Origin of the sequence: Barnesiella viscericola DSM 18177 (assembly GCF_000512915.1) — a bacterium.
Classification (GTDB): Bacteria; Bacteroidota; Bacteroidia; order Bacteroidales; family Barnesiellaceae; genus Barnesiella; species Barnesiella viscericola.
Genome location: NZ_CP007034.1, coordinates 893,150 through 917,551, shown reverse-complemented (window position 1 = coordinate 917,551; position 24,402 = coordinate 893,150). Strand labels below are relative to the sequence as shown.

Annotated in this window: 19 protein-coding genes and 1 pseudogene; 10 read left to right on the top strand and 10 right to left on the bottom strand. The window is 44.2% G+C overall.

Going from position 1 to position 24,402, the window contains the following annotated elements:
- The 7 genes from BARVI_RS03665 to BARVI_RS03635 all read right to left on the bottom strand — a co-directional run bounded on the left by BARVI_RS03665 (position 1) and on the right by BARVI_RS03635 (position 9,248).
- Positions 1–3,951, bottom strand: coding sequence for an Eco57I restriction-modification methylase domain-containing protein (locus BARVI_RS03665; protein ID WP_025277925.1), 3,951 nt, complete (start codon positions 3,949–3,951; stop codon positions 1–3).
- Positions 3,948–4,982: a hypothetical protein gene (locus BARVI_RS03660; protein WP_025277924.1), complete on the bottom strand. Its 1,035-nt coding sequence runs from the start codon at positions 4,980–4,982 to the stop codon at positions 3,948–3,950. Before BARVI_RS03660 ends, BARVI_RS03665 begins: the two co-directional genes overlap by 4 nt.
- 255 nt (positions 4,983–5,237) lie before the next feature.
- A complete protein-coding gene (locus BARVI_RS03655; RefSeq protein ID WP_025277923.1) occupies positions 5,238–6,440 on the bottom strand; it encodes a tyrosine-type recombinase/integrase in 1,203 nt (400 codons plus the stop codon).
- 4 nt (positions 6,441–6,444) lie between these two features.
- Complete coding sequence (locus tag BARVI_RS03650; protein ID WP_025277922.1) at positions 6,445–7,212, bottom strand: hypothetical protein; 768 nt, start codon at positions 7,210–7,212, stop codon at positions 6,445–6,447.
- A 50-nt stretch (positions 7,213–7,262) separates the two neighbouring features.
- Positions 7,263–8,189, bottom strand: coding sequence for a relaxase/mobilization nuclease domain-containing protein (locus BARVI_RS03645; RefSeq protein ID WP_025277921.1), 927 nt, complete (start codon positions 8,187–8,189; stop codon positions 7,263–7,265).
- Complete coding sequence (locus BARVI_RS03640) at positions 8,186–8,560, bottom strand: plasmid mobilization protein (protein WP_025277920.1); 375 nt, start codon at positions 8,558–8,560, stop codon at positions 8,186–8,188. The genes BARVI_RS03645 and BARVI_RS03640 overlap by 4 nt, the downstream gene beginning before the upstream one ends.
- Before the next feature lie 223 nt (positions 8,561–8,783).
- Positions 8,784–9,248: a DUF3408 domain-containing protein gene (locus BARVI_RS03635; RefSeq protein WP_025277919.1), complete on the bottom strand. Its 465-nt coding sequence runs from the start codon at positions 9,246–9,248 to the stop codon at positions 8,784–8,786.
- A gap of 462 nt (positions 9,249–9,710) precedes the next feature.
- Here BARVI_RS03635 and BARVI_RS03630 point away from each other — a divergent pair, with 462 nt between their 5' ends.
- Both BARVI_RS03630 and BARVI_RS03625 read left to right on the top strand, forming a co-directional pair.
- The gene (locus BARVI_RS03630) at positions 9,711–10,022 is read left to right on the top strand and encodes a helix-turn-helix domain-containing protein (RefSeq protein ID WP_025277713.1); all 312 of its coding nucleotides are present in this window, start codon (positions 9,711–9,713) and stop codon (positions 10,020–10,022) included.
- Positions 10,023–10,062: 40 nt separating this feature from the next.
- Positions 10,063–10,371, top strand: a complete 309-nt coding sequence (locus tag BARVI_RS03625) for a helix-turn-helix domain-containing protein (protein ID WP_025277918.1) — start codon at positions 10,063–10,065, stop codon at positions 10,369–10,371.
- Between the two features lie 408 nt (positions 10,372–10,779).
- On the opposite strand, the gene BARVI_RS03620 is transcribed toward BARVI_RS03625, so the two are convergent.
- The 3 genes from BARVI_RS03620 to BARVI_RS03610 all read right to left on the bottom strand — a co-directional run bounded on the left by BARVI_RS03620 (position 10,780) and on the right by BARVI_RS03610 (position 15,133).
- Complete coding sequence (locus BARVI_RS03620; RefSeq protein WP_084546975.1) at positions 10,780–12,609, bottom strand: ATP-binding protein; 1,830 nt, start codon at positions 12,607–12,609, stop codon at positions 10,780–10,782.
- 85 nt (positions 12,610–12,694) lie between these two features.
- A complete protein-coding gene (locus BARVI_RS03615; RefSeq protein ID WP_025277916.1) occupies positions 12,695–13,885 on the bottom strand; it encodes a site-specific integrase in 1,191 nt (396 codons plus the stop codon).
- 18 nt (positions 13,886–13,903) lie between these two features.
- Positions 13,904–15,133 (bottom strand): site-specific integrase, encoded by a 1,230-nt coding sequence (locus BARVI_RS03610; protein ID WP_025277915.1) that lies wholly within the window; start codon positions 15,131–15,133, stop codon positions 13,904–13,906.
- Between the two features lie 286 nt (positions 15,134–15,419).
- Between BARVI_RS03610 and BARVI_RS13500 the strand changes: the two are divergent.
- The 8 genes and pseudogenes from BARVI_RS13500 to BARVI_RS03575 form a co-directional block, all read left to right on the top strand.
- Positions 15,420–15,593: pseudogene (locus BARVI_RS13500) on the top strand (tyrosine-type recombinase/integrase); the annotation flags it as partial.
- Positions 15,594–16,274: 681 nt separating this feature from the next.
- Positions 16,275–16,469: a helix-turn-helix transcriptional regulator gene (locus BARVI_RS03605; RefSeq protein WP_025277914.1), complete on the top strand. Its 195-nt coding sequence runs from the start codon at positions 16,275–16,277 to the stop codon at positions 16,467–16,469.
- 3 nt (positions 16,470–16,472) lie between these two features.
- Positions 16,473–18,020, top strand: coding sequence for a type I restriction-modification system subunit M (locus BARVI_RS03600; RefSeq protein WP_038534259.1), 1,548 nt, complete (start codon positions 16,473–16,475; stop codon positions 18,018–18,020).
- A gap of 13 nt (positions 18,021–18,033) precedes the next feature.
- Positions 18,034–19,092 (top strand): virulence RhuM family protein, encoded by a 1,059-nt coding sequence (locus BARVI_RS03595; protein WP_025277913.1) that lies wholly within the window; start codon positions 18,034–18,036, stop codon positions 19,090–19,092.
- Positions 19,089–19,736 (top strand): restriction endonuclease subunit S, encoded by a 648-nt coding sequence (locus BARVI_RS03590; protein WP_051401076.1) that lies wholly within the window; start codon positions 19,089–19,091, stop codon positions 19,734–19,736. The genes BARVI_RS03595 and BARVI_RS03590 overlap by 4 nt, the downstream gene beginning before the upstream one ends.
- A complete protein-coding gene (locus BARVI_RS03585) occupies positions 19,709–20,371 on the top strand; it encodes a restriction endonuclease subunit S (RefSeq protein WP_038534257.1) in 663 nt (220 codons plus the stop codon). The genes BARVI_RS03590 and BARVI_RS03585 overlap by 28 nt, the downstream gene beginning before the upstream one ends.
- The gene (locus tag BARVI_RS03580) at positions 20,346–23,462 is read left to right on the top strand and encodes a type I restriction endonuclease subunit R (protein WP_025277911.1); all 3,117 of its coding nucleotides are present in this window, start codon (positions 20,346–20,348) and stop codon (positions 23,460–23,462) included. The genes BARVI_RS03585 and BARVI_RS03580 overlap by 26 nt, the downstream gene beginning before the upstream one ends.
- Positions 23,463–23,467: 5 nt before the next feature.
- On the top strand, positions 23,468–24,247 hold the full coding sequence (locus BARVI_RS03575; protein WP_025277910.1) for a hypothetical protein: 780 nt from the start codon (positions 23,468–23,470) through the stop codon (positions 24,245–24,247).
- The last annotated feature ends 155 nt before the right edge of the window (positions 24,248–24,402 follow it).

The following is a 24,402-nucleotide window of genomic DNA, read 5'->3' as shown; positions in this document are numbered from 1 at the left end:
TTATAAATGATTTCTATCGATAGATAATACTTCTTGCTGGGTAAAAGCATATTTTATGCATAATTGTTGATCTATTTCTGATATAGATTTGTTCCATTTAATATCGCTTTGATTACTAAAATCTTGTAGTGGAATAAATCTAAAAACATCTTGAGATACTTGCATAGTACCTCGACCAAAAAACAATAATGCCTTAAAAAAGTTTGTACAAATGTATTTATAACAATTTTTCTGTTCTATCTCAGTGTCAAATGGTCCAATCAAAAGGAAAGTCTCTGTACAGACTGAGTTTTGTTCTCCTATGATGGTTTCAGGTGGATTGAAAGCATTTGTAGAATAACTGGTTGTAAAAAATAATTTATACTTGTTTACTGCTGCTTTGTTTTTTGTTATAATTTCAGGTGAAATATATCCAATGGTCCTTCTTGCTCCTCCTTTAATTCCTTTCACACCATAAATTTTTACGCTCCCATAAAAAGGCTCTGCTTGTAAATTAGACAGTGGATATCTTTCTGGCGAATTAAATAAATCCTTTCTGATTCCAAACGGCTGGGTTAATGAGACTATCTCCTTAAATAAGGAGCAATTTGTAGAAGTTTTAGCAATAATAGATTGACGACGGTTGTCACGTATAACGATATCAGAATTTCCATCGGATAAGAATCTTGTAGATACAAAAAACTCTTTATTAGCTGAAATATAAGTGTAACGCAACTTACCATTGTGCTTGTTACTCCAAAGAAAATAACAGATTCCACCATCTATATGCTGCCCGTTAAAACATTCACCAGAATCCTCATAATCATAGATGGATGCAATATGTTTATCTTCCATCATTTCTTTTCTGAATGGTTTGAGTACAGCTTTTCCTCCAATCATCCATTTTGAAGGCATAATCAGGGAAAAGTATTCAGGTCTGATCTGTTTTGCTATCCGTACAAATATTTGGTATATAGGATTTGCAGCATCGTCAGATGCACCGCTTCCATCATTGATTTGGTATGGAGGATTACCGACTATAGCATTAATCTTCATGTCTTTGCCTATTAAGTCATGTACTTTTTTAATGAATAATTCTGATTGATTCTTTATTTTGTTGATAAGATCTTCCGGAGCCCACATATTTGTCTTTGCTTTACGGAATCCGGCAAGCGTACGTTTGGTAATACTTTTTGCCATCGGAGTCTTGCAGATGACAAAGATGTTCTCAGCTATGACCTTGTCCCATACAGTCTGCTGCTCTTCTACTGTTTCTACAGCGAAAAGAGAAGCCTTTGCCCTTGCCCGGTAAAAGCCGTATGCCATATAAAGCGGATACAGTCCGGATTTGGAGTTGATCTCCAGAATACGGGATTCAGGGGAGAAAACTTCTGAGGTAACCTCTCCTTTGTCTATAAACCGTGGTTCAGAAATCACATTCTGATAGTCTGTGTCATAAAAGTTATAGCCTCCAAGACAGTCTCCGAGGTGCATGTTTACCACGCGCCACGGAGTAAGCACCGTTTCCTTGTCCGGATTACGGAAAGTACTGAAGATGTCCGTAATTCGTTCGATTCGTTCCTCAATACTCAGTTTGTCCGCGGCACGGGCCATCGCACGGATTCGTTTTCCGGCAGCACAGAATATTTCCGGATCATAGTATTTTTTGAAGCTGTTGAATTTCTGCTTGGTCACTCCCTTGGGCATGAACTCTTCCCATGACTGTGGGTCAATGAGTGAGGCAAAATTATCAATCGTGATTTCCTGACTCTCATCACTCAGTTCCGCACCATAAATCAACAGGGGCATACGGATGGAGATGCCACGAAGTATGGAAATGGCCGCTTCCCTGTTCTTGGTCTTCTTTTTCAGTTCTTCCAGCCGTTTCCGTTCTTCCTCCGTAAGTTCCTTCTTGGGTTTCTTCTCCAGCTTCTCCTTTTCCTCGTATTCCTCATTGTTCAGACCTTGACTGTTGATGTCCACCTGGTTGGTCTTGGGCATGGCTTTGGTCTGTCCGATAATCTTTTTCAGGTCATCGAATTCTTGCAGTTCCAGATCATCCAGTTTCATCAGCTCATCGTTATACAGACTGTTGTCTTCAAACCCGTTACGGACGACACGTTCCACATATACCCGTTTCAACTGTTCCAACATACAGGGTACATCAAAGCGGTTCATCTGTGAGCCCTCTATGGATATGATGGGACAGAAATTGATAAACTCACCCATAGCCTTACGGTCGCTTTGTGAAGTTTTTCCGGCTTTGGCCGATATTTTGGCGGTTTCGGCTATCACTTTTAGGGTACGGTCGGGAGCAAAATCGAAAACGTAACACTGCTCCTTCATCCGTCCGTTGATGGTGGCCGGTGTCTGTACGCGGAAGATGGTCTGCATATAACTGGATGCGGCTGTATTATAGGATCCGGACAGCATGAATACGGCAGTCCATGCCTTTACACTTACTCCGGTCGTTAGCCGTCCACAAGAGAGGGTAATGGTCCGTGTAGCATCCGGATCTTTTCCGATAGCCTTTTCCACGGCTTCCAGGGCATCACGGCTTTCCTCGTCCTGATCACCGTCACCGGCTACATTGACCACCTTGAAATGCTGGAACACCGGATGTGTCTGGAGCATGGCACTCAGTGCCCGTGCTTCCTTCACGCCGGGCACCATCCAGAGTGTATGGCGGAAAATATTCCGATATTCCTCGTTGGCATATGGATAAAGGCTGTCCTTGTCCTCCTTGGTAAGAAGGTTCAGAAAAGCCCGCACATCTTTTTCATGACAGAAACCGCCAGCCTCATTGACTCGGAAAAATTCCCTGAAGTTAAAGGCGACATCCTCATCTACAAAGTCATGAAGCAGCCGTCCCAAATCGTAGGTATAGATATTGAGTGTAGGCAGTGAGGCATACGGATTGGGGTCACCAAAATGGAGCTCATCCCAGTTTATCTTGGCCCGTTGTTCCATCACATAGTCCCATGTATATATTTCATCCTCCTTGAAATCATCCAGCAGGTTGAATGGAGTACCTGACAGGCGCAATACTTTGGTCTGTTCCTTGACCAGCTCTCCCATAACCGCTTTACCCAGTTCGGTCTGGGTGCCTTCGTGCGCTTCATCCACGATAATCAGGTCCCAATCGGTAGCAAACACCTCGTTATTCTTGTCAAAGTTGCCACCCACAAGTTCGGAACCGCGCAAATCCTGCATGGATGCAAAATAAACATAATGAAGCCCGTTGCTTTCTGCCCGCCGTTCTAGACTGGCAAAACTATCCCCGTTGTTCTTGGAACCGTATGCAAAATCCTTGCGGTCGTAAAAGATCTTACCGAAATCCTCAAACCATCCGGCATCCACCACAGGACGATGAGTCAGAATCAGGGTACGCTGAAACTCCATATCCTTGACAACCTCCAGAGCAGAAAGGGTCTTTCCGAAACGCATCTTTGCGTTCCAGAGCATCTGGTTGCCTTTCTTAAACTGTTTCTTGGTCTTGCTGATGGCTTCCTGTTGTTCCGGGCGGAATACAATTGGAGAATACTCCTGGGTAACTTCCACTGATGAAAGAGAGCTCCTGCCTTCCTTGACAGCCGCAATGGCACGCTTGACGGTTTCCAGATCGGTGATGAACCATTCATTGGCCTTGTTGACTGTATCGAAGACTTTCTTTTTGATACCGGAGCGTTCCAGGACATTATGTACTTCCTTGTCGTTGAACGAACGGAGTCCGCCACGGTTGTAAACAGTCAGTTCCGTATATAGCAGATCGTATGCGATGCCTGCCGTCTGTGTGTATTGGTTGATACGCTTTCTTGCCGCTTCATTGAGCACCTTGCTGTTGGGAGACAGGCCGAACACATTTTCATCCTCACAGGTTGCCTCGCCAATCTTCAGGCATTCACGGTGTGCCGCATCATTGATACGGAACACATAGATCAGTTTTAGTTTCAGGGACGATGTGAATCTCATGCTTCTTCATTTATGAGGTCGATAAATCGGATTCGTTTCCCCTTTTTGCCTGTTGTCTTGTCTGTAGCCCGCCAGTCCTTGATAATACAGTAAATTCCGTTGTGCTTGGTCAGGTCATTTTTCAGACAGCCCTCGCACGGCTCTCGTCTTTCAATCGTACCGAACAGACTTGGTTCCATCCGCACACGTTCTCCGCAACTGTCCGGAACAACACCTTTCAGTCCGTCCATCTGCCATACATTCCAGGAGATGATATAGGCTATATGGTTGATGGATTTAATTTGCGGGTCTTTACCGAACTTGTTCCGGTAATATTCGATGAAGGATAAGAGAAGTGCTTCACGGGCAAGAAGAAGACTGTCGCCCTGCCATTCATAGGCATAGATACTTCTGTAAGCATCCTTGGCTGCCTCCAGCCATTCACGCGTTGTCGTAGTATTCTCACTGACAATACGGAGCTTACGGTCAAGCAGGCCGATACGCTTCTCCACAGGAATGAATGTTCCGGTAGTCGTATCATACCTGCTTACCAGATAAGGAGCTTCTCCACAGGTGATTTCCAACTGGTTTTCCCGTACATAGTTTTTCCATGTCCTGCCTTCAGGAAAAGCAATCTTATCAGGATTGATTTCCCATGAATGTGTACCGTCTTTGGATGTCACTTCATGGTTGAATACATCCTTTCTGCCAAACCAGGCTTCATCGATAAGGTTGTTCTGGGCATTACAGATCCAGGATGGAGTAAATACCTCCGCCATTTCCCGGGAACGTGTGCTTTGGGTATCCCTGTGTTTCAGAACACGGGGCATGACTACATGCCCGTTCTCTCCGGTTATCAACTCTGGGAGAATCTGTGACCCGTATTCATAACCTTTGCCGAGCTGTTCATAATCGGAAGTAGCCCAGAATATATTACACTGTTTTCCTTCCTTGCTCGTTGTATGATCTTTGAGCAAGGTATTCAGTAAGTCGGGTGAAAGTTCTTTCAGTTTGTTCTCCTGTATGTCGGCTTCTCCGGTTGTTTTCTTCATCTTCTTTCTGTGCGTAAAGGGGATGAGAAAGTCCCGGTGTCTGCGTCTTTCTTAGACAGAGGGAGATTTCAGGCTATAAGGCTGATTTGCTGATGAATTATATGTAGGATTGCTAAACTACAATTGAAATTCAATGACTTCCGGATGAAAATCCAACGACCGGAATTGCAGGATTTTCAATAAAATGTATAACTTTGCGCAAGAGTGAGTCCCTCTGTCTAAGAAATGAATGCTTTTGCTAAACGTTCTCCAATCCTACAGACATTTCAGAATTTGTGCGTTGGCTTTGTCCACTACGGAATTGTCCAATGAGGTCAGATAAATTTGTGTGGTCGCCTCGGAATCATGCCCCATTCCTTCACTGATAACCGAAATCGGAATATTCTTGCCTTTGGCTGCGCTTGCCCATGAATGACGGGCACAGTACATGCTAATAGGAACGGATATATCGGCCAGTCTGGCTATTTCTTTCAGGTTCCGATTTATTCCGGACATGACATTCCTGTAATGCTTGTGCGTATCCTTAAAAGGATATTTCAATACCGGCAAAAGATAAGGACTGAAACTGTCTTCCGGGTATTTGCCGACAATCTCCTGCATACATTTTTCCCACCTGATAACCAGCTGCTGCCCGGTCTTTCGTCTGCGATACGATAAAAATCCGTTCTGAAGATCTTTCTTTTTTAGGTGAGCCATATCTATGAATGATATGCCACGGGTATAGAAACTGAACAGGAACATGTCCCTCGCAAATTCCAGATTAGGCTGTAAGGACAAGTCCAGATTCTTCATACGCTTGATGGCAGATAAGGAAACGGCACGCTTGACGGTCTTGTCCACTCCCGTATAGACATGCCTGAAAGGATTGCACTGTTCCATCAGTTCCTTTTCCAGGGCACGGTTATATACCGCCCGAAGGATACGCATGTAGAATGAACTGGTATTCCGTACGGCACCTTTTTTATGAAGGTAAGCCTCATATAGCTGCATCAGGTCCGAATCGATTTCGGACAGCAGAATATCCCTGTCTCCTCTGAACTGCATGAAACTTTTCAGGGTGCAGGAATAATTTTCAGCCGTGCGTATCTTGCCCATCTGTTTGAGACGGGCTATGATGCCTTGCATGAAGTTGAAAAACGACTGTCCCTCTATATTGCTCTGAAAAGAAGCGACAATATCATCTGCCGTATATCCGGCTTTCCGGTTATTCAGTTGTCGGACGATCATGTCCAGCCGTTTCAGGTCCCATTCCATGCGTTCCTGCAAGGAAAGAAGCAGATTGCTTCGTTCCGAACTACCGCCAATGATGCAGTTCCCAGCTTCATTCCATTCTTCCGTAAATATCCGGTAATCCGTCTTTAACTGACGGATTACACGGTTCTGGATAATCTGATAATAGACGGTACCTTCCTTTCCCTCTATGGTGGAAGGTCTGAATTTCACTTTGACACTGGCCATGGGCTTACTTTTTGGGTTCGTCCGTAATAGACTTGTCCTTGATGGACTTCGCCTTGCTGTCCAGTTCTCTCGCGGCCTGTTCCTTCAGCCGAGCCTGCTCGGTCAGGGTGGCCTGTCTCCGTACCGCTTCTTCGTAGGCTTCCACATCCTCACGCATCTGTCCGATCCGTCCGTTATCCCGGTTCGGCCCAAAAAGGTTCTCAAGTTCCACAAGTTGCTCGGGAGTAGCCTCTCCTTTCATCTTGACATAACGGTACTTCAGATCATTATCGGACTGTGCGTTATCTGTTCTCGCCGAAAAATAGAGCGCCACGGACAGGGCCACGATTGCCGCGAACATTACGGAAAAACTCCCAAGGATGTACGGGGATTCCAAGCTCAGGCTGAAATGATGGTTGATGTTGCTTGTCTTGACGGCATTCTTCCTGATTGTGTCATTGGTCTCACAAAACAGGGTTTCCACTTTCTCCTGGTTCTGCCGCTGTTCATTCCGTATTTCTGACAAGACCTGTCCAAGTCTTTCCTGTGACGAGTTCTTCCTGTCCATGGAAACTATATCGTTCTTGATGGCGGCAAGACCCTCGCACATGCGAGCCAACAATTTGCGAAATGTCTCATGACCATTCCGGACTTCATTCAGCACGGACTCATCCTTTTCATTGTTAACTGTCGGGCAATTCCCTTCCGGCAAGGGAACGGACAACCCGTTGATTTTGTTCTCGATTCTTTCCAGGCATCCGAAGATGCTCTCGATATATTCTTCCAATTTCATATTCCTACAATTTTAATGTTCATGAATAATTTGAATGAAGAAAGGACTGGCTACAGCCCGAATCCTTTCCTCCTTTTCTTTTTCTTGCGTCTGCGCAAGAGTTCTTCTTGATGTAACGGCTCTTCGGGAACGGTGCCGTTTGTCGGACTGAACAGTCCCGGTCCTGTACTTACGAGAAGATGGCCTCCGTCCGGTATCCCTTGCTGCACCTTACGTTCGGATTCCTGTTGGGACTCCGAAGTCTTCCAACTCAACAAGGCATTCAGCCTGGCAAAGCTGAACTCCCGGCTGATTTGCGAAGCCTTGAAGGTTTGCCCGTCCTTGGTGAACCGGATTCCCTGTATATCCTCCGGCCTTTTTATCTCCCTGACACGCTTTACAAATTCCAGCCTGATGCCCCGGCGAAGCAGATAATCGTTGAACTCTTTCCATGTTCCGGAGCACTTCAAAGCTGCCTTGACAGCATTGAAGATTTCGTATTTCACACGTTCCGAAGCATGGAGTTTCTCCACATTAGTCTTGCCCTTGCCCTCCGCATATGTCAGCCCGTACTTGTTCTTAAGCAGTTTTGTGGCAATTTCATTGCGCTTGTAATCGCCTTGGGAAGAGATTACCTTTCCGTCATATCCGATACGGTTATAGACCAGGTGGCAGTGCGGATTGTCCGTGTTATGGTGCCTTACCAGAATAAACTGAGTGTTTTTTATCCCCATCAGCTCCATGTATTCCCGGGCTATTTTAGCCATAAATTCATCCGTAAGCAATGCCTTGTCTTCCGGCTTGAAGCTCAATGCAATGTGCCCGACAGGCTGTTTGATTTTCGGATTAAGCTCACGCTGGTAGTTGAAACTGTCCGTTATTTCCCGGATATTTCCCAGCAATACACCGTCTGAGTCGATGATTTCCGCGTTGTCCTTGCCCATCACGTAGCGGATACAGCCGCCGAAGGATTTCCCTTTCTTGATCTTGCCAATCATGATTGCCTCCTTTCTCCGTTCCTGTACCGGACTATAATCTCCTTGAGTTTCTGCAGGAGTTCTGTCACTGTCTTTTGTGTACGGTGGAATCCTGCCTGATGGGACAGACGGGTCAGCTGGTTCAGGTTGTTTGCCATCCCCGTAAGACTGCGTATGACGGCAGTTTCCTCGGCAGAGTGCCTGGCCGTTATCGTCGTTTCAAAGGCTGATACGCGGAGAAACTCCGCCAGCGTGAGGTTGGCCTGCCTGCTGCGTCGGCACAACCGTTCATAGTCTATCTTGGAGAATTTCACTGTAACGGCTTTGCTGAGTTTGCACACTCCGCTTACTCTGGGGCGTCCCCTCGGTCTGTTTTTCTTTCTGTCATTCATATTTTCTCTGTTTGATTTTTGATTATTCTTTTTCCCACAATCTGCGACCACCGGGAGCGGATTGCCTCCACTCTTCGGGAGTGGAGCGAGGTTTTCGGGATGCCCGAAAGATAACCTCGCTAACTCCCAAAACTGAAGTTTTGTCCGTTACTCCGCCGGGGCGCTGCAGACTGTCTGAATACTATGATACTTGAAGTCAGTAAGTCTGTCATTCAGGAAAATATCACAGTTTTCTCCACTGTTCGAAGTCTTCCGAGTAGATTTCAAGATGCTGTCGGGCGATGTTCTCAAGCAGTCCGGAAACGCTCATTTTGCGTCCTCCCAACCTGCGGACAAACTCGTCCAGCCTGTCACGTACCTCGCCGCTAACAAACACGGGCTTGCGGTCTTCGATTCTCGGAACCTGAAGAAAGGTTTTCCGGTATTCGTCCAGAGAAAGTTTTCTCTGCCTGCTGCTTATACGTCGCTGAGACGCAGGAACGGCTTCCTCTTTTACGGTTGACAGTTCCTGATTCTCGGATGTGAAGTCGGTCTGTTCTACCGTTTCTTCTGACTTCTCTTTTCCGGTATCATTCAAGGATGATTCTATGGCAGTTTCAATGTTGCCATCTGACGGGAGTATGAGTGACATATCAGTACCTGTCATAGCCTCCCATTCTTCTTTGGTCAATTTCTTTTTTGTTACCATACATTTTTGATTTTAATCGGTTTACTCACTGGTCTCGGTGCGCACCTTGACTCATTGTCGTGAGCAAAGGAAATGTGTATAGTGAACAGAATCAAGCAAATGGAGATACCGTGGCAATTATGTTACCCTATGCACAATATCGATTGGACAGTCGGTGCTGTCTGCCGTGATTTGCCGGAGTGATTTCTACATACCGGTTTGTTCAAGCGGATTCCGTTTATAAAGAAGGCTCATTGTATGCAGTTGATATGTAACATGATGTCATTCCGGGTAACACATCGCCACCGGTCTGAAAATCCATTGCAGTGTGATTTCTACTGCTTTTATTTGCAGTGGAAACAGGATAAAACGGTCACATTTCCATCCGAAAATGGACGATGAGACATGATGGTATATTGGCTGTAAAAGAACTGTTCTGTTCCAGATTTTTGAATATATGTTTAACTGAAAATAAAGAAGACAATGGAAATCATCAGCTTTGAAAAAAGGACTTTCGAGGAGATTGCCGCCAAGCTGGATCGTTTCGTGCAGCGGGTGGAAAGTCTGTGCCGTGAACATGGCGGAAAGGAAACAAGTGAATGGATGGACAACCACGAGGTCTGCCGCAGGTTACGTATCAGTCCGAGAACCCTCCAGACCTTGAGGGATAATGGGACGCTTGCCTTTACCAAAATCGGAAACCGGACTTACTACCGTCCCGATGATGTGGAGCGTGTGGTCGGAAATGTGGAGGAGAAACGTAAGGAAGCCCGTTGGAAAGGTAAGACCATTTGAACGAGTTTCAAGAATAATTATAACCTTATATCAAACGCGTATGAGTAATGAAATCAGAGAAAAGGACCACGAGTGGGTAAAGGCGTTCCACTCGAATTTCGACAGGCTGCTGGCCTTGCTTGAAAAGTTATTGGAGAAACGGCAACCGTCTGCCTATGGCGATGAACTGCTGACAGACAAGGAAGTGGCATTCCTGCTGAAAGTGAGCCGGAGAACCTTACAGGACTACCGCAACAACGGCATATTGCCTTACACACAGGTAGGCGGCAAGATTCTCTACCGGGCTTCCGACATAGAAAAGACACTGATGAAAGGGTATAAGGAGGCGTACAAATACAAAAGAAACTGACACGCAAAACGCTCTACAAAGAACACGCAAGGATTTTGATTTTTCTGGAGGGAGCGCAGTTGACCGCCTGCCCATTTTATTTGTGTTTCTAAAAAATAGCCTTTCCAAATGATAAAATAACAGCATATAGAATTAGGCCCTATTTGAACCAATCTATATGCTGTTTTGTCTTTTTTTCTGACTTTTCCGTCAGTCGCTTGTTTCCGCTGCCGTCGGCGTCCATTGTACAGACGTGAAAGGGAAAAGGTTTTCGGGCTGAATACGCTCTGAAAGAGGAAGATTCTGCCCGAAACGGCACAGCCGCCAGACCTTTTCGCTTTCAATAGAGTCTGTACTAACTTCTATGGACGGCGAGGAAATGGGCGACTGTAATATTTAATCATAATTCAATCATTCTATACTTAAATTTCATGATTTTGCCTCAGACTTAATGTTGCGCTTGTACTTCTTTATTCTTATTTTTCTATTTTTAATAAAGATTGGGGGTTGATATTCTAACGCTAGCTGTACGCTATCATTATTTGAGAATTCAACATATGCAAAACCTTTTCCCTTTTTGGAAGTTCTGTCCCTAGGAATAATAACAGAATCAATTTCTCCAAATTTCGAAAATTCATTAAATATATCCTCCTCCTGACAATCATAATGAACATTTTCTACAAAAATCTTTGCATAATCAGACGAATCTAAAGGTTCAGCTTGAATATTCATTTTTTCAGACTCATTTTTAGGAATAATAATTCTAAATCTTGGTATAGATTTCTTGTCCTTATGAGTCTTTTTCGCCAACAATACAGCTCGAGTTTTACTTATTTCGCTTACTAACACACCTTTTTTTCTGAGTTTTTCAATATAACTTCTATATACATCTGTATCAACGATACCAACAGTATCCCATATCTGTTTTGGAGACAATAGTTCCCCTTTAGCCCCAAGTCTGATTATAGCGCGCTCTTCTCTGCTTAAATCTAATGATTTAAAATTATCTAACCAAATTTTTTCGTCTTCGGTATAAACTAGTTTTTGACTAAAAGAGATAGTAAAAGATTTATTTTCATTAAATAAAGTTGGTTTTGATAATTCGTGACTTTCCATAAGTTCATAAATTCGTCTAAATCCTTCTCCTAATTCCCGCATATAACCAACTTCTTTCAGGACTTTGGCAATATATGAATTCCTTGATTGATGAATCCCAATACATTTTTCCAAATCATCAATTTTTATCGTAGATAACAACATACCTGGAGATTTTATTTCCAATCTATCGTCATAAACATATACCTCAATTCCGCGTCCCTCTATACTATAATCCCTATGAGCTATTGCATTTATCAAGGCTTCTTTACATGCCAAATCCGGATATATTATTTGAGTTTTAAACATGGCATCAGAAGACATTTTTGTTTCAGTCAAAAAAGGACGGAGTTTATCCCATGCAGATTCAATAATTGTTAGAATATTACCACTTACAGTTTCATCATTAAGAACATTATAATTTTTACCCGCCTCTAATTTTGTCCCCTTAACCTTTAATATCCTTACTTGTAATCTAGGATGCCATTTCAATGGATTTTTAGCAAATAATAATAAAGCCGCTCTTCTTAGTTTAAGATCATCGCCATTAAATTCGGCTAAGTCGAGATGTTGGAGATACTTTTCGACAGAAATTGTTTTAGAGAATCCATGTGCAACTTCTTGCAGTAAATCATTATCCAAATCTGTTATTTTGGCATTATCAATAAAGGCTCTATCATATTCGCGTGAAATAATCTCTTCTCGTTCAATATGGATAGAATCAGGAGAAATAGGAATAGATTCTAAATCTTTTCTTTTTAAACATTTACCATCGGAAGTTACATAAACATACTCCAGCCCTTTTGGAATGGAAAAATATAATACTTTTTTCCCTTCATAATTAATTATTAGCGCTTTTGTCGTAGGTAATGGGGTTGTTTTAAGTACATAAGTAGTTGGCGCTTTAAGCAAAACATTAATCAACTCATCATCGTATTGAATACCTGTAATAGTGCCATCATCTTCTACACCAACAAACAATTCACCTCCATCCGCATTTGCAAATGCGACCAATGTTTTTGAAATGTCTTGACATACGTCTTTTATATCTCTTTGACTTTTTGCAGAGGGTGGACCTTGAAAAGCACTTTTAAATTCTCTAAAATGACTTTCACCTACTTGTGTTGCTATTTCAAGTCTTTCTTTTAATTTCAGTAATTCCATATGAGTCAAATTATTATATTATGATACAAAGATACTTATTTAAAGAAAAGAACTTCATATTTTGTAGTACAAAAACATCTTTGTTTTAAAAAACATATCTTTTCTCCATTAGTTTATCCATATCCTCCGAAATCTTATCATCTGTAACTTTTGCGTATCCTTGTGTGGTTCTGATATTTGTATGTCCCATCATCTTTGATATGCTTTCCATAGGAACTCCGGCAGAAACCATCAAGGTACCGAAAGTATGACGGCTTTGATGGTATGACAAGTTATGCTTGAACTGAAGCGAAAATCCCAATTCATGTATCTCAAACCAAATCATACTCCGTATGGGTAACGGGAAGATGGGCTTACTGTCATCTGTCGTATTATACAAGGAAATTATCTGCTCAGCTACCGGATGCAATGGTATAAATGACTCAACGCTTGTTTTCTTGCGGTATGTTCTGATATATTTTCGTCCTTCTGCAGTTGTACCTATATGATGCGGATAGAGATTGCGGACATCAACGTAAGCCAAACCGCAAAAACATGAAAATATAAAGGTTCTTCTTGCAAGTTCCTGTAGTGGATCCGGTTTTGGATGGCTCATTATCTCCTGAAGTTGATTCTTGCTTATATACATGAGCTTTGTAGGTGCCTTCTTTTCATATTTTATATCATCCAAAGGATTATATCTCAAAATTCCGTTATCCACGGCAAGATAAACCAGACGTTTCAGCCAGCAAAGACAATGGTTACGGTATGATGGCTTATGAGGGTAATTTGTTTTCAGATACAAAATGAAATTGGTGCCAAACTCTTCGGTAATATCTGTAAAAAGCATGTCCTCCTTGCCAAGAGAACGGATGTATTCCCCCAGATAGTAATGATACATTTTTGATTGCCTGTAACTGGAGGTTGAATCTATCTGAATGGAACGGATTTTCAGATTTTCCCGTTCCACCTCTCCTGCCTGTAATATGTATTTCGGGATGTCGACTGCTCCGGTCATGGCTGTTTTCAGCAGTTCTGCACTGATGACACCGTTTACTTTCAACAGTTCAGCATAAGTTTCATCTATTCGTTTTTTATACTCGCAAAGCATCCCGTTCAGTCTGTTGTTCTTGACTTCCCCTTTCTTGCTGTTCCACTCTTCCGGCTGGCAATACAACCCGGTCGATAATACAACAGCCTTTCCGTCTATTGTAATACGGCACATAATTGATGTGGTCCCGTCTGATTTGACTTTACTTCGGTTTATATAATACAGTTGCTTATATGTACTTCTCATGATTCTTTCATTTTTGGTTTATAATACCAGTTTCATATCACTCGTTGCCTCGATGAATTTGTCCATATCCTCGAAAAGTTTTTTAGGAGTTACCCTTGCATAAAGCTGGGTAGTTGTCAGATTGGTATGACCAAGCATTTTGCTGATTGTTTCAATAGGAACACCAGCCTCAAGGGTTATCAGACTTCCGAAGGTATGCCTTCCCATATGATAGACCAAATCACAGCTTATACCAGCCAGATCCCGCAAACCTTTCATGTGGCGTCTTATATTGGGGTGGTGTATCATAGGGAAAAGCTCTTTCCTGTCATCCGAACGATATTTTTCTATAAGAGAGATAGCCTCCGGCAGCAATTTGACGCGGGCCAGATATTCATTCTTCTTTCTCAGGTACTTTAACCATAAGTCACCTTTATCGTCCTTGTATATATTATCTCTAGTGATTGAAACTGCATCCGCATACGGAACTCCTGTATAACAGGCAAAGAGAAACAAATCTCTGGCTATATTATGAGTGATTCTTTCCGGTGGTATCACAACATCACGAATCTTTTCAAAATCCTCACGACTCAAAGCCCGTGGTGGTTTCCGGTTCTCTTGGGGTAGTTTGAAATTCACAAAATAACGCTTCTCCGCATGTCCTTCCTTGAATGCCATCCGGCAGATTTTCTTCAGGATTGCCAGATAATGTCTTGCTGTATCTACCGCAAGTCCTTTGTCCTTCAGTATATAATCCTGAAACTCCCATGGGATGTGTTCATTCAACTGTCCAAAAGCAACATCACTTGTCTTGAATCGTTTTTGAATAAATTCGCCAAGATACCTTCGGGTGTAAATGTATGTTGACATGGAGCTTTTAGCTACATCAATACCGATTCTTGAGCGCATATCCTCTATATGCATATCAAGCCGTTTCAACAGAGTCATCTGGGTTTCTACACTTCCCTGTAAAAGCTCTTTTACGGCAGTCGCGTCAAAATCAGTCTTACGTTCAACAAGTGAATCAAATGCAGAATTGACAGAAAGTAAGAGACGATCAATTTTTGCATTAATATCAACTGCTTCTTTACTCTTTCCATTCAGTCGGCTTTCTCTTGGATTCCATAACTCCGGAGTACATGACAGTTTACAACTGAATTGCGCCATCGTGTTGTTCACCGTTATTCGCCCCATTATCGGAGCCTTCCCAAATTTGTCAAGACCGCTCTTTTTCAGGTAGAGCAGCACCTTGAATTTTTCTACTTTCATACGCTTATTTTTTTAATGGCAAAATTACCTATTTTATAAGCGTCCTTTGATATGCAAAATACTGACATACAGTGAATAATAGCCTCTGTGACAGATTCTTTATTGTTCAGTCTGTTACCTATTCGGTTCAGGTAACTGGTCGGCTAACATTCTGGTAACTGAACATCTGCAATATCCTGTCCATTTTTGCTTTCCATTATCTCAGCAAAAAACAGAACTTCTGCTCATATTCAACCAATTACGTTTTTCTTTCTCATCCCTTCATCTACTTGCTTCTTGTATTCTGTTCCACACGGCCCGGCACACGTTCGCGACGATGATGCTGACGCTTGGCGCCGACCTCTATACCACTTCGAAGCTACTCGGTCATGCCGATGTGAAGATGACGCAGGTGTACGCCAAAATCATCAATCAGAAAAAGGACAATGCGGTCAATCTGGTAAACGGATTGTTCGACTGAAACACGAACGGTTCTTTGCACCGGCGCGGGCATATATATTTTAGTTTACTTTAATATCTATATATAAGGGAGGAAAACTAAAGTAAACCGTTTTCGTGCAAACAACTGAAAGGAAATCGGCGGTGAAAGTTTGAGCCAAATACGGGCTTTTTGCCGCCCCGTATAAAAGGAAACAAGTCGTCGACAGGGTTGTCCTCTGCCAATGAAAAATATCTCTGGACAGGTTGCTGGAAATGTTACCCAGTCGGATATAATGGCTTCAGTTTCTTCCTTCTTTTCCCCTTTTATTGCTTGACAGATGTGCGTGATGCCGGAGAAACTTTGATGGCAATTCTGCGTCGAACCATACCAACCTGTTTGCCACTTTATAATCAGGCCAACATTGGACAACGAGACAGCCCCTGCTTGCAGATTGTGTGGCATCCCTCCGGCCGCCGAACGGCTGGCGGGGTATTAGGCTCCCCCGAAAGAAATATTTTGGCAGACGGGCAAGCCCGCATAAAATCCGGCTTGACGGAAGTTGTGGTGTATTGGATAATGTGAGCGGTTGCCATATATCCACGGAATCTGTCACAAAATATAATACGAGAAGTACATTGCAAATGTTAAAATCCTTTCTTCGAATTACATTGATTGAATAATTTTCAATATCTTTGTTTGCAATCCCAGTTTGTAACAGGAATGAAAGAGATTAACCGGTTGAGAATTATTCTTGCGGAAAAGAATAAAACAGGGAAATGGCTGGCGGAACAGTTGGGTAAAGACCCTTCGACCATATCGAAGTGGTGTACCAACTCGTCGCAACCGCAACTGGATACGGTGATTCGTATTGCAGAGTTGCTGGAAGTGGATATTAAGGAATTGATAAACAGATAATATATGGCAAGAGAACAGGAGCGTGCGGAACTCCACCGCACGATCTGGCAGATAGCTAACGACCTGCGGGGAAGTGTCGATGGTTGGGATTTCAAAAATTACGTCTTGGGAATGTTGTTTTACCGCTTCATCTCCGAGAATATTACTGCTTTTATCAATGCGGAAGAGCACCGGGCCGGGAACGCGGACTTTGATTATGCCGAATGTTCGGACGAGCAGGCCGAGTTCGGACGAGAAGTGACCGTGCAAGAGCGGGGTTTCTACATCCTTCCGTCGCAGCTCTTCGGCAATGTGCGCAAACGTGCCGCGGCAGACCCCAATCTGAACGAAACGCTGAATAATATCTTCCATGCCATCGAAAATTCGGCCAAGGGTGCAGCGAGCGAGGATGACATGAAAGGCCTGTTTGCCGACATCGATGTAAACAGCAACAAACTCGGAGCAACAGTGCAGAAACGCAATGAGACGTTGGTGAAGATTCTCGATAAAATCGGCGACATGAAACTCGGCAATCTGGCCGATAATCAAATCGACACCTTCGGCGACGCCTACGAGTTCCTGATGACGATGTATGCCAGCAATGCGGGAAAATCGGGCGGCGAATTCTTCACACCACAGGAGGTTTCCGAACTTCTTGCCCGTATTACGCTCGTCGGGAAAAAACAGGTGAACAAAGTGTACGATCCGGCCTGCGGCAGCGGTTCGCTGCTGCTGAAATTCGCCAAAGTGCTCGGTAAGGAGAATGTGCGTCAGGGGTTCTATGGGCAGGAGATCAATATTACGACCTACAATCTTTGCCGTATCAACATGTTCCTGCACGATATCAACTACGAAAAGTTTGATATTGCATTGGGCGATACGTTGCTTGCCCCGAAACACTGGGACGATGAACCGTTCGAGTGCATCGTCTCCAATCCACCATACTCGATCAAATGGGTCGGGGATGAAAATCCGTTGCTGATTAACGACCCGCGATTCTCGCCTGCGGGTATTCTGGCCCCCAAGAGCAAAGCCGACCTTGCCTTTACGATGCACATGCTTTCGTGGCTGGCAACCAACGGCACGGCGGCCATCGTCGAGTTCCCCGGTGTACTCTACCGAGGCGGAGCCGAACAGAAAATCCGCAAATACCTGATCGACAACAACTACATCGATACCGTCATTCAGTTGCCGGCCAACCTTTTCTTTGGCGTCGGCATTGCCACCTGCATTATCGTACTGAAAAAGAGCAAGAAGGACAATGCAACTCTCTTTATCGATGCCTCTGGCGAGTTTATCCACGAGGGGAACAAGAACAAACTCTCCGACGCCAATATCGCACGGATTCTCGAAGCATTCGTCGCCCGCAAGGATGATGCGCATTTTGCCCGTCTGGTCGAAAACGACAAGATTGCCGGGAATGATTACAACATCTCGGTTTCGTCATACGTCGAACAGCCCGATACGCGCGAGGAGGTGGATATAGAGGCGCTGAACCTGCGTATTGCAGAGATTGTCGCACGTCAAAACGTGCTGCGCACGGCTATCGACGCGATTGTGGCTACATTGTAAAAACGGAATGAGTATGAGCAATAAAGAGATAACGATCCGCAGTTCGGCCGCCGAATACCTGACTTTCGTAGCAGCTACGGGTGAAAATCCCTCCCGCGTGGAACTCCGGTATGAGGATGAAAACATTTGGTTGACCCAACGCATGATGGCGGCGCTGTATGGGGTGGATGTACGTACCATCAACGAGCATATCCGGAAGATTTACGACGACAATGAATTGTCCGAGTCGGCAACTGTCCGGAATTTCCGGATAGTTCAAACCGAAGGCAGCCGTGAGGTCTGCCGCGAAGTGAAACATTATAGTCTCCAGATGATTATCTCCGTGGGCTTCAAGGTCAATAACGAGCGTGCCGTACAGTTCCGCAAGTGGGCGAATGCGGTTGTCAAGGACTACACCATACAGGGATGGGTGATGGACGACGAGCGGCTGAAACGGGGCGGTACGGTGCTTACGAAAGACTATTTCGAGAAGCAGTTGGAGCGCATCCGTGAGATTCGTTTGTCGGAACGTCGTTTTTACCAGAAGATTACGGACATTTACGCTACGGCCGTCGATTACGATCCGACGGCAAAGGCCACCCAGCGCTTTTTCGCTGCAGTGCAGAACAAGATGCATTACAGCGTACATGGACACACGGCGGCGGAGTTAATCTATCAGCGTGCCGATGCCGACAAGGAGCACATGGGACTGACGACCTGGGAGGGTGCGCCGACGGGCAAAATTCACAAATACGACGTGACGGTTGCCAAAAACTACCTTACGGAGGAGGAGTTGCAGACGCTTGGCCGTATCGTTTCGGCCTACCTTGATCTGGCGGAGATACAAGCCATGCGCCATATCCCCATGACGATGGAGGACTGGGAGAAACGGTTGAACGGCTTTTTGTCGCTGATGGATCGGGAGGTGCTTGCCAATGCCGGCCGCATCTCGGCGGAACTGGCCAAAGCCCATGCCGAGAGCGAATGGGAGAAATATCGCATTGTTCAGGATCGTCTCTATACGAGCGATTTCGACCGCTTCGTGCAACTGGAGGAGCGTGCAGCCGACAAGGAGAAAGGAGGTGAGCAATGAACCGTATCGAGGAGATGATCCGGGAGTTATGCTCGGAAGGAATTGAATTCAAACGTATTGGTGAGGTTGCAGAATGTTATGCAGGGGCAACCCCTAAAACAACTGTTCGTGAATACTGGGATAATGGGACAATACCTTGGATGAGTTCTGGCGAGGTGAATTATGGGGAGATTTTTGCTACTGAAAAAAAGATAACCCAGTTAGGGTATGATAAAACCAGTACCAAACTTGTACCTCCTAATACTGTTGTTATTGCACTTGCTGGACAAGGGAAGACGCGAGGAACTGTGGCTATTACTCGGATAGAGCTATGCACAAATCAATCATTATGTTCTATAGTAACGAATGATTCGTTAAATAGTGATTTCCTTTATCATTTTTTGCGTTCAAGGTATCAAGACCTACGCCAAATCTCTTCCGGAGATGGAACCCGTGGAGGTTTAAACTTAAAAATGATAGCAAACTACGTTGTTCCTGTTCCGCCTCTTGCGATTCAGAACGAAATCGTAAATATTCTCGATAAGTTTACGGAACTGGAGGCGGAACTGGAGGCGGAACTGGAGGCACGTCGGAAGCAGTATGAATACTATCGCAATAAGTTGTTGAATTTCAGCAAATTCGGGGGGGGTATTCTAAAGATGTAAAATGGTGTAAATTAAGCGATATAGGCACATTCTATGGAGGTCTCACCGGAAAGAGCAAACGCGATTTTATAGTAGGAAATGCCAAGTTTATCACTTATATGAACGTATACTCCAATATTGCGATAGATGTCAACATGAATGATATGGTTCAGATTGCAGAAGGAGAGAAACAAAATAAAGTCGAGTATGGAGATGTTGTATTTACTGGTTCATCGGAAACACCTGATGATTGCGGGATGTCTTCCGTAATGACTACACGTCCGGATGGGGATTTATATCTCAATAGTTTTTGTTTCGGATTTCGTATGAACGATAGAGCATTGCTATTGCCCGATTTTATGAAATTCTTATTTCGCAGTGAAGAGATACGAAAACAAATAATAAAGACGGCCAGCGGTGTTACTCGTTTCAATGTATCAAAAAAACGGTTTGGGGAGGTTGTAATCCCCATCCCGCCGATGAAAGAGCAGCAACGTATCGTTGCCATCCTCGATAAATTCGAGGCGTTGGTAAATGATATTTCGGAAGGACTGCCCGCCGAGATTGCCGCCCGCCGGCAGCAATATGAGTATTACAGAGACAAACTACTGACTTTTAAGCGCAAAGAAGATGCAAAAATACAACCTTGTTGCTGAAAATCCCGAAAGTACAGTCGTCAGTGACTACCGGGCAGAATACCGCACGGAAAAAGAGTACCAGTCGGAGGCCGATCTCGAACGGGCATTTATCAAACTGCTGACCGAACAGGCATACGATTATCTGCCGATTCATACCGAAACGGAGTTGATTGCCAACCTGCGCCGTCAGTTGGAGAAATTCAATCACTATACGTTTACGGATGCCGAGTGGTCGCGTTTCTTTACGGGTTGTCTTGCCAACAAGAACAGTGGAATTGTAGAGAAGACCGCCATTATTCAGGAAGACCATGTGCAGTTGCTGACGCGCGACGACGGAACAGTCAAGAATATCTACCTGCTCGACAAGGTCAATATCCACAACAATTCGCTCCAGGTCATCAACCAATACGAAGTCGATGGCGGAATGCGCTCCAATCGTTACGATGTTACCATATTGGTGAACGGCCTGCCGTTGGTGCACATCGAACTGAAACGTCGAGGAGTCGATATCAAGGAGGCTTTCAACCAGATCGACCGCTACCAGCGGGAGAGTTTCTGGGCCGGCAGCGGATTGTTCGAGTATGTCCAGATATTCGTCATATCGAACGGAACCTACACCAAGTATTACAGCAATACCACGCGCCAAAGCCATATCAAGGAGGCCGCCTCCGGCGGAAACCGCTCCAAAAGTCGGCAAACGAGCAACAGTTTTGAGTTCACCTCGTGGTGGGCAGATGCCAACAACCGGCCGATTACCGACCTGATGGGGTTTGGCCGCACGTTCTTTGCCAAACATACGTTGCTCAATCTGCTGACCCGGTACTGCGTATTTACCTCCGACCGGATGCTGCTCGTCATGCGTCCCTATCAGGTTGTAGCGACGGAACGTATCTTGAATAAAATCAACGTGGCCAACAGTTATAAACGCTACGGTACGGTAGAAGGCGGCGGGTATGTTTGGCATACGACGGGCAGTGGCAAAACCCTAACTTCGTTCAAAACGGCACAGTTGGCGAGCAAACTGCTTTACATCAACAAGGTGCTGTTTGTGGTCGACCGCAAGGACCTCGACTATCAGACGATGCGCGAGTATGACAAGTTTGAGCGAGGGGCAGCCAACAGCAATACGAGTACGGCGATTCTGAAACGTCAGTTGGAAGACCCGGCGGCGAAGATCATCATCACGACTATTCAGAAACTTTCGGTCTTTATCGGTCGTCATGCGGAACATCCGGTCTTCCAGCAAAAAATCGTCATCATTTTCGATGAGTGTCACCGTTCGCAGTTCGGCGATATGCATACGGCCATCATCCGAAAATTCAAACGCTATTTCCTGTTCGGGTTCACGGGCACGCCGATATTCGCCAAAAATGCCGTAAGCGGAGGAAAGCCCGATTTGCGGACAACGGCGCAGGTTTTTGGAGACCAGTTGCACACCTACACGATTGTCAATGCCATCAACGACAAGAACGTATTACCGTTCCGCATCGAGTACGTCCGTACCGTCAAGGAGAAAGAGGAGATTGAGAATTCGATGGTCTGGGACATTGCCCGTGAAGAGGCATTGGCCGACAAACGGCGCATTGCCAATATCGTTGCCTACATTCTCCAACATTTCAATCAAAAGACGAAGCGCACGGCGAAATCTTATGAATTCCATGCCGTGACAAATATCGGCGAGGTGGCTTCAGCCGGTCGTCGCAATAAGGTCGAAGAGGTAAAACAACGAACACGTCTGACGGGCTTCAATTCGATTTTCGCTGTCTCTTCCATTGATACGGCCAAGATGTACTATGCCGAGTTCAAACGTCAGATGGCGGAGCTGCCGAGTGACCGGCGGCTGAAAGTAGCGACGATATACAGTTTTGGCGTCAATGAGGATTCGGACGATTTTATCATGGATGAGAATCCCGAAGATACGAGTGGCTTGGATCAGAGTTCCCGCGATTTTCTCGAAAGCGCCATCGAGGATTACAATGCGATGTTTGCCACCTCATACGATACGTCGAGCGATAAGTTCCAGAATTACTATAAGGACGTATCCCTGCGGATGAAGAATCGGGAGCTGGATTTGCTGATTGTCGTCAATATGTTCCTGACGGGTTTTGATGCAACGACACTCAATACGTTGTGGGTCGACAAGAATCTGCGGATGCACGGGCTGTTGCAGGCCTATTCGCGAACAAACCGTATTCTGAACTCGATCAAGACCTTTGGCAATATTGTATGTTTCCGCAATCTCGAAAAGGCGACCAACGAGAGTATTGCACTATTTGGAGATAAGGAGGCTGCGGGCATCGTGTTGTTCAAAACCTTCGATGAATATTATAACGGTTACACGCAGAATGATAAGGAAGTTCGCGGTTATGCGGATTTAGTCAGCGAACTGCAGATGAAGTATCCAGCCGGAGAGCAGATTGTCGGAGAACAGAACAAAAAGAGTTTCGTACGATTATATGGGGCGATTCTGAAACTGCGGAATATCCTCTCGACATTCGATGCTTTTGCCGTACGTGAAATATTGACCGAACGCGATGTGCAGGATTATCACAGTGCATACATTGACTTGTACAATGAGTTCCGACCTCAGAAGCATGAAGCAGAGCAAATCAACGAGGATTTGGTTTTCGAGATGGAACTAATCAAGCAGGTAGAGGTCAACATCGACTATATTCTGTCGTTGATTCGCAAGTACCACGAAGAGCACTTGCAGGATAAGGAGATTATTGTAATGATTCGTAGGGCAATCGACTCAAGTGTTGACCTGCGCAACAAAAAGGAGCTGATAGAACGGTTTATCGAATCTCTGACGCCGGAATCAGAGGTGGATGAGGACTGGCTGGCTTATGTTGAAGAGCAGCGTCGTGCCGAGTTGGATCGGATTATTGTTGATGAGAACCTGAACCGTGACGAGGCTTACAAGTTCATGGATAACGCCTTCCGCGACGGGTTTGTACAGACGACAGGGACAGCGATAACAAAGGTTCTGCCGCCTGTATCCCGTTTCACCCCTACGGGTGACCGAACAAAGAAACGCGAAACCGTCATTGAGAAACTGACTGCGTTTTTCAATCGATTTTGGGATATAATGTCTATAAAAAATGAATAAATTATATGGCAGAACAAAGATTCACTTATAAGGTTGATACGGATAGCCCATTATCCGTTGAGGATTTTTCGAGAGCACTCATTGCAATAAACAATGAATATAAACGCTATTCATGTAATCAGAAAGAATTGCAGATATGTGAGGTGCGCAAGGGAAGTTATGAAGTAGAATTTATATCTGTATTAATCCCATCATTATTCGCTGCTCTTGAGAATTCAAACACAATTTTAGATTTTTGCTCTCATCTAAAAAGAGTAAAAGATTATATAGTAGGAACAAATGTTTCTCTACAAAAACCAAATGAGCAAAGTATCAGGAATTGTATAGAAATAACACAACCTATTATCCATAATCATGGAACAATAAATATAATTACGGGTAATGAAAAAGTTGTAGTTATTGATAGTGAAGAAGCACAGCAAGTAAAAACTCTATCTCCGCAGGTGATAAAAGAAATTGGGACGATGGATGAGGCTCAACCGCAAACTAATATTTATAGAAAGAAGTTGTTTTATTGGTATCAAACTCGATTTGATGACAAGAAATCCAATAGCGGGAATAAGGGTATTATAGAATCTATACAACCAGAAGCAGTTAATGTCATATTTGAGGATGATAATTCTTTGACTAAAACAGAGATGACGACTTCACATGATGGGGTAGATTGGCAAAAAAGGGGATATATCGTAGACATAGAAGTGTTGCGCAAGGGAGATAAAATAGTTAAATATAAGATTTTACAAAATTATATGGATGAAAGCGTTGTTGATGATACATTGTTTTGATCTGCCTAAATAAGCTCAAGAAACTATTTATCTCATCTTCGCATCATGTGTTTGCAAATAGGCAATATATTGAATATAAGAATGCTAATATTAAAAAACAGATTGCATCCAAAAGAAAAAATATGAACTTTACTTTATTCCCGTCTTATATATGT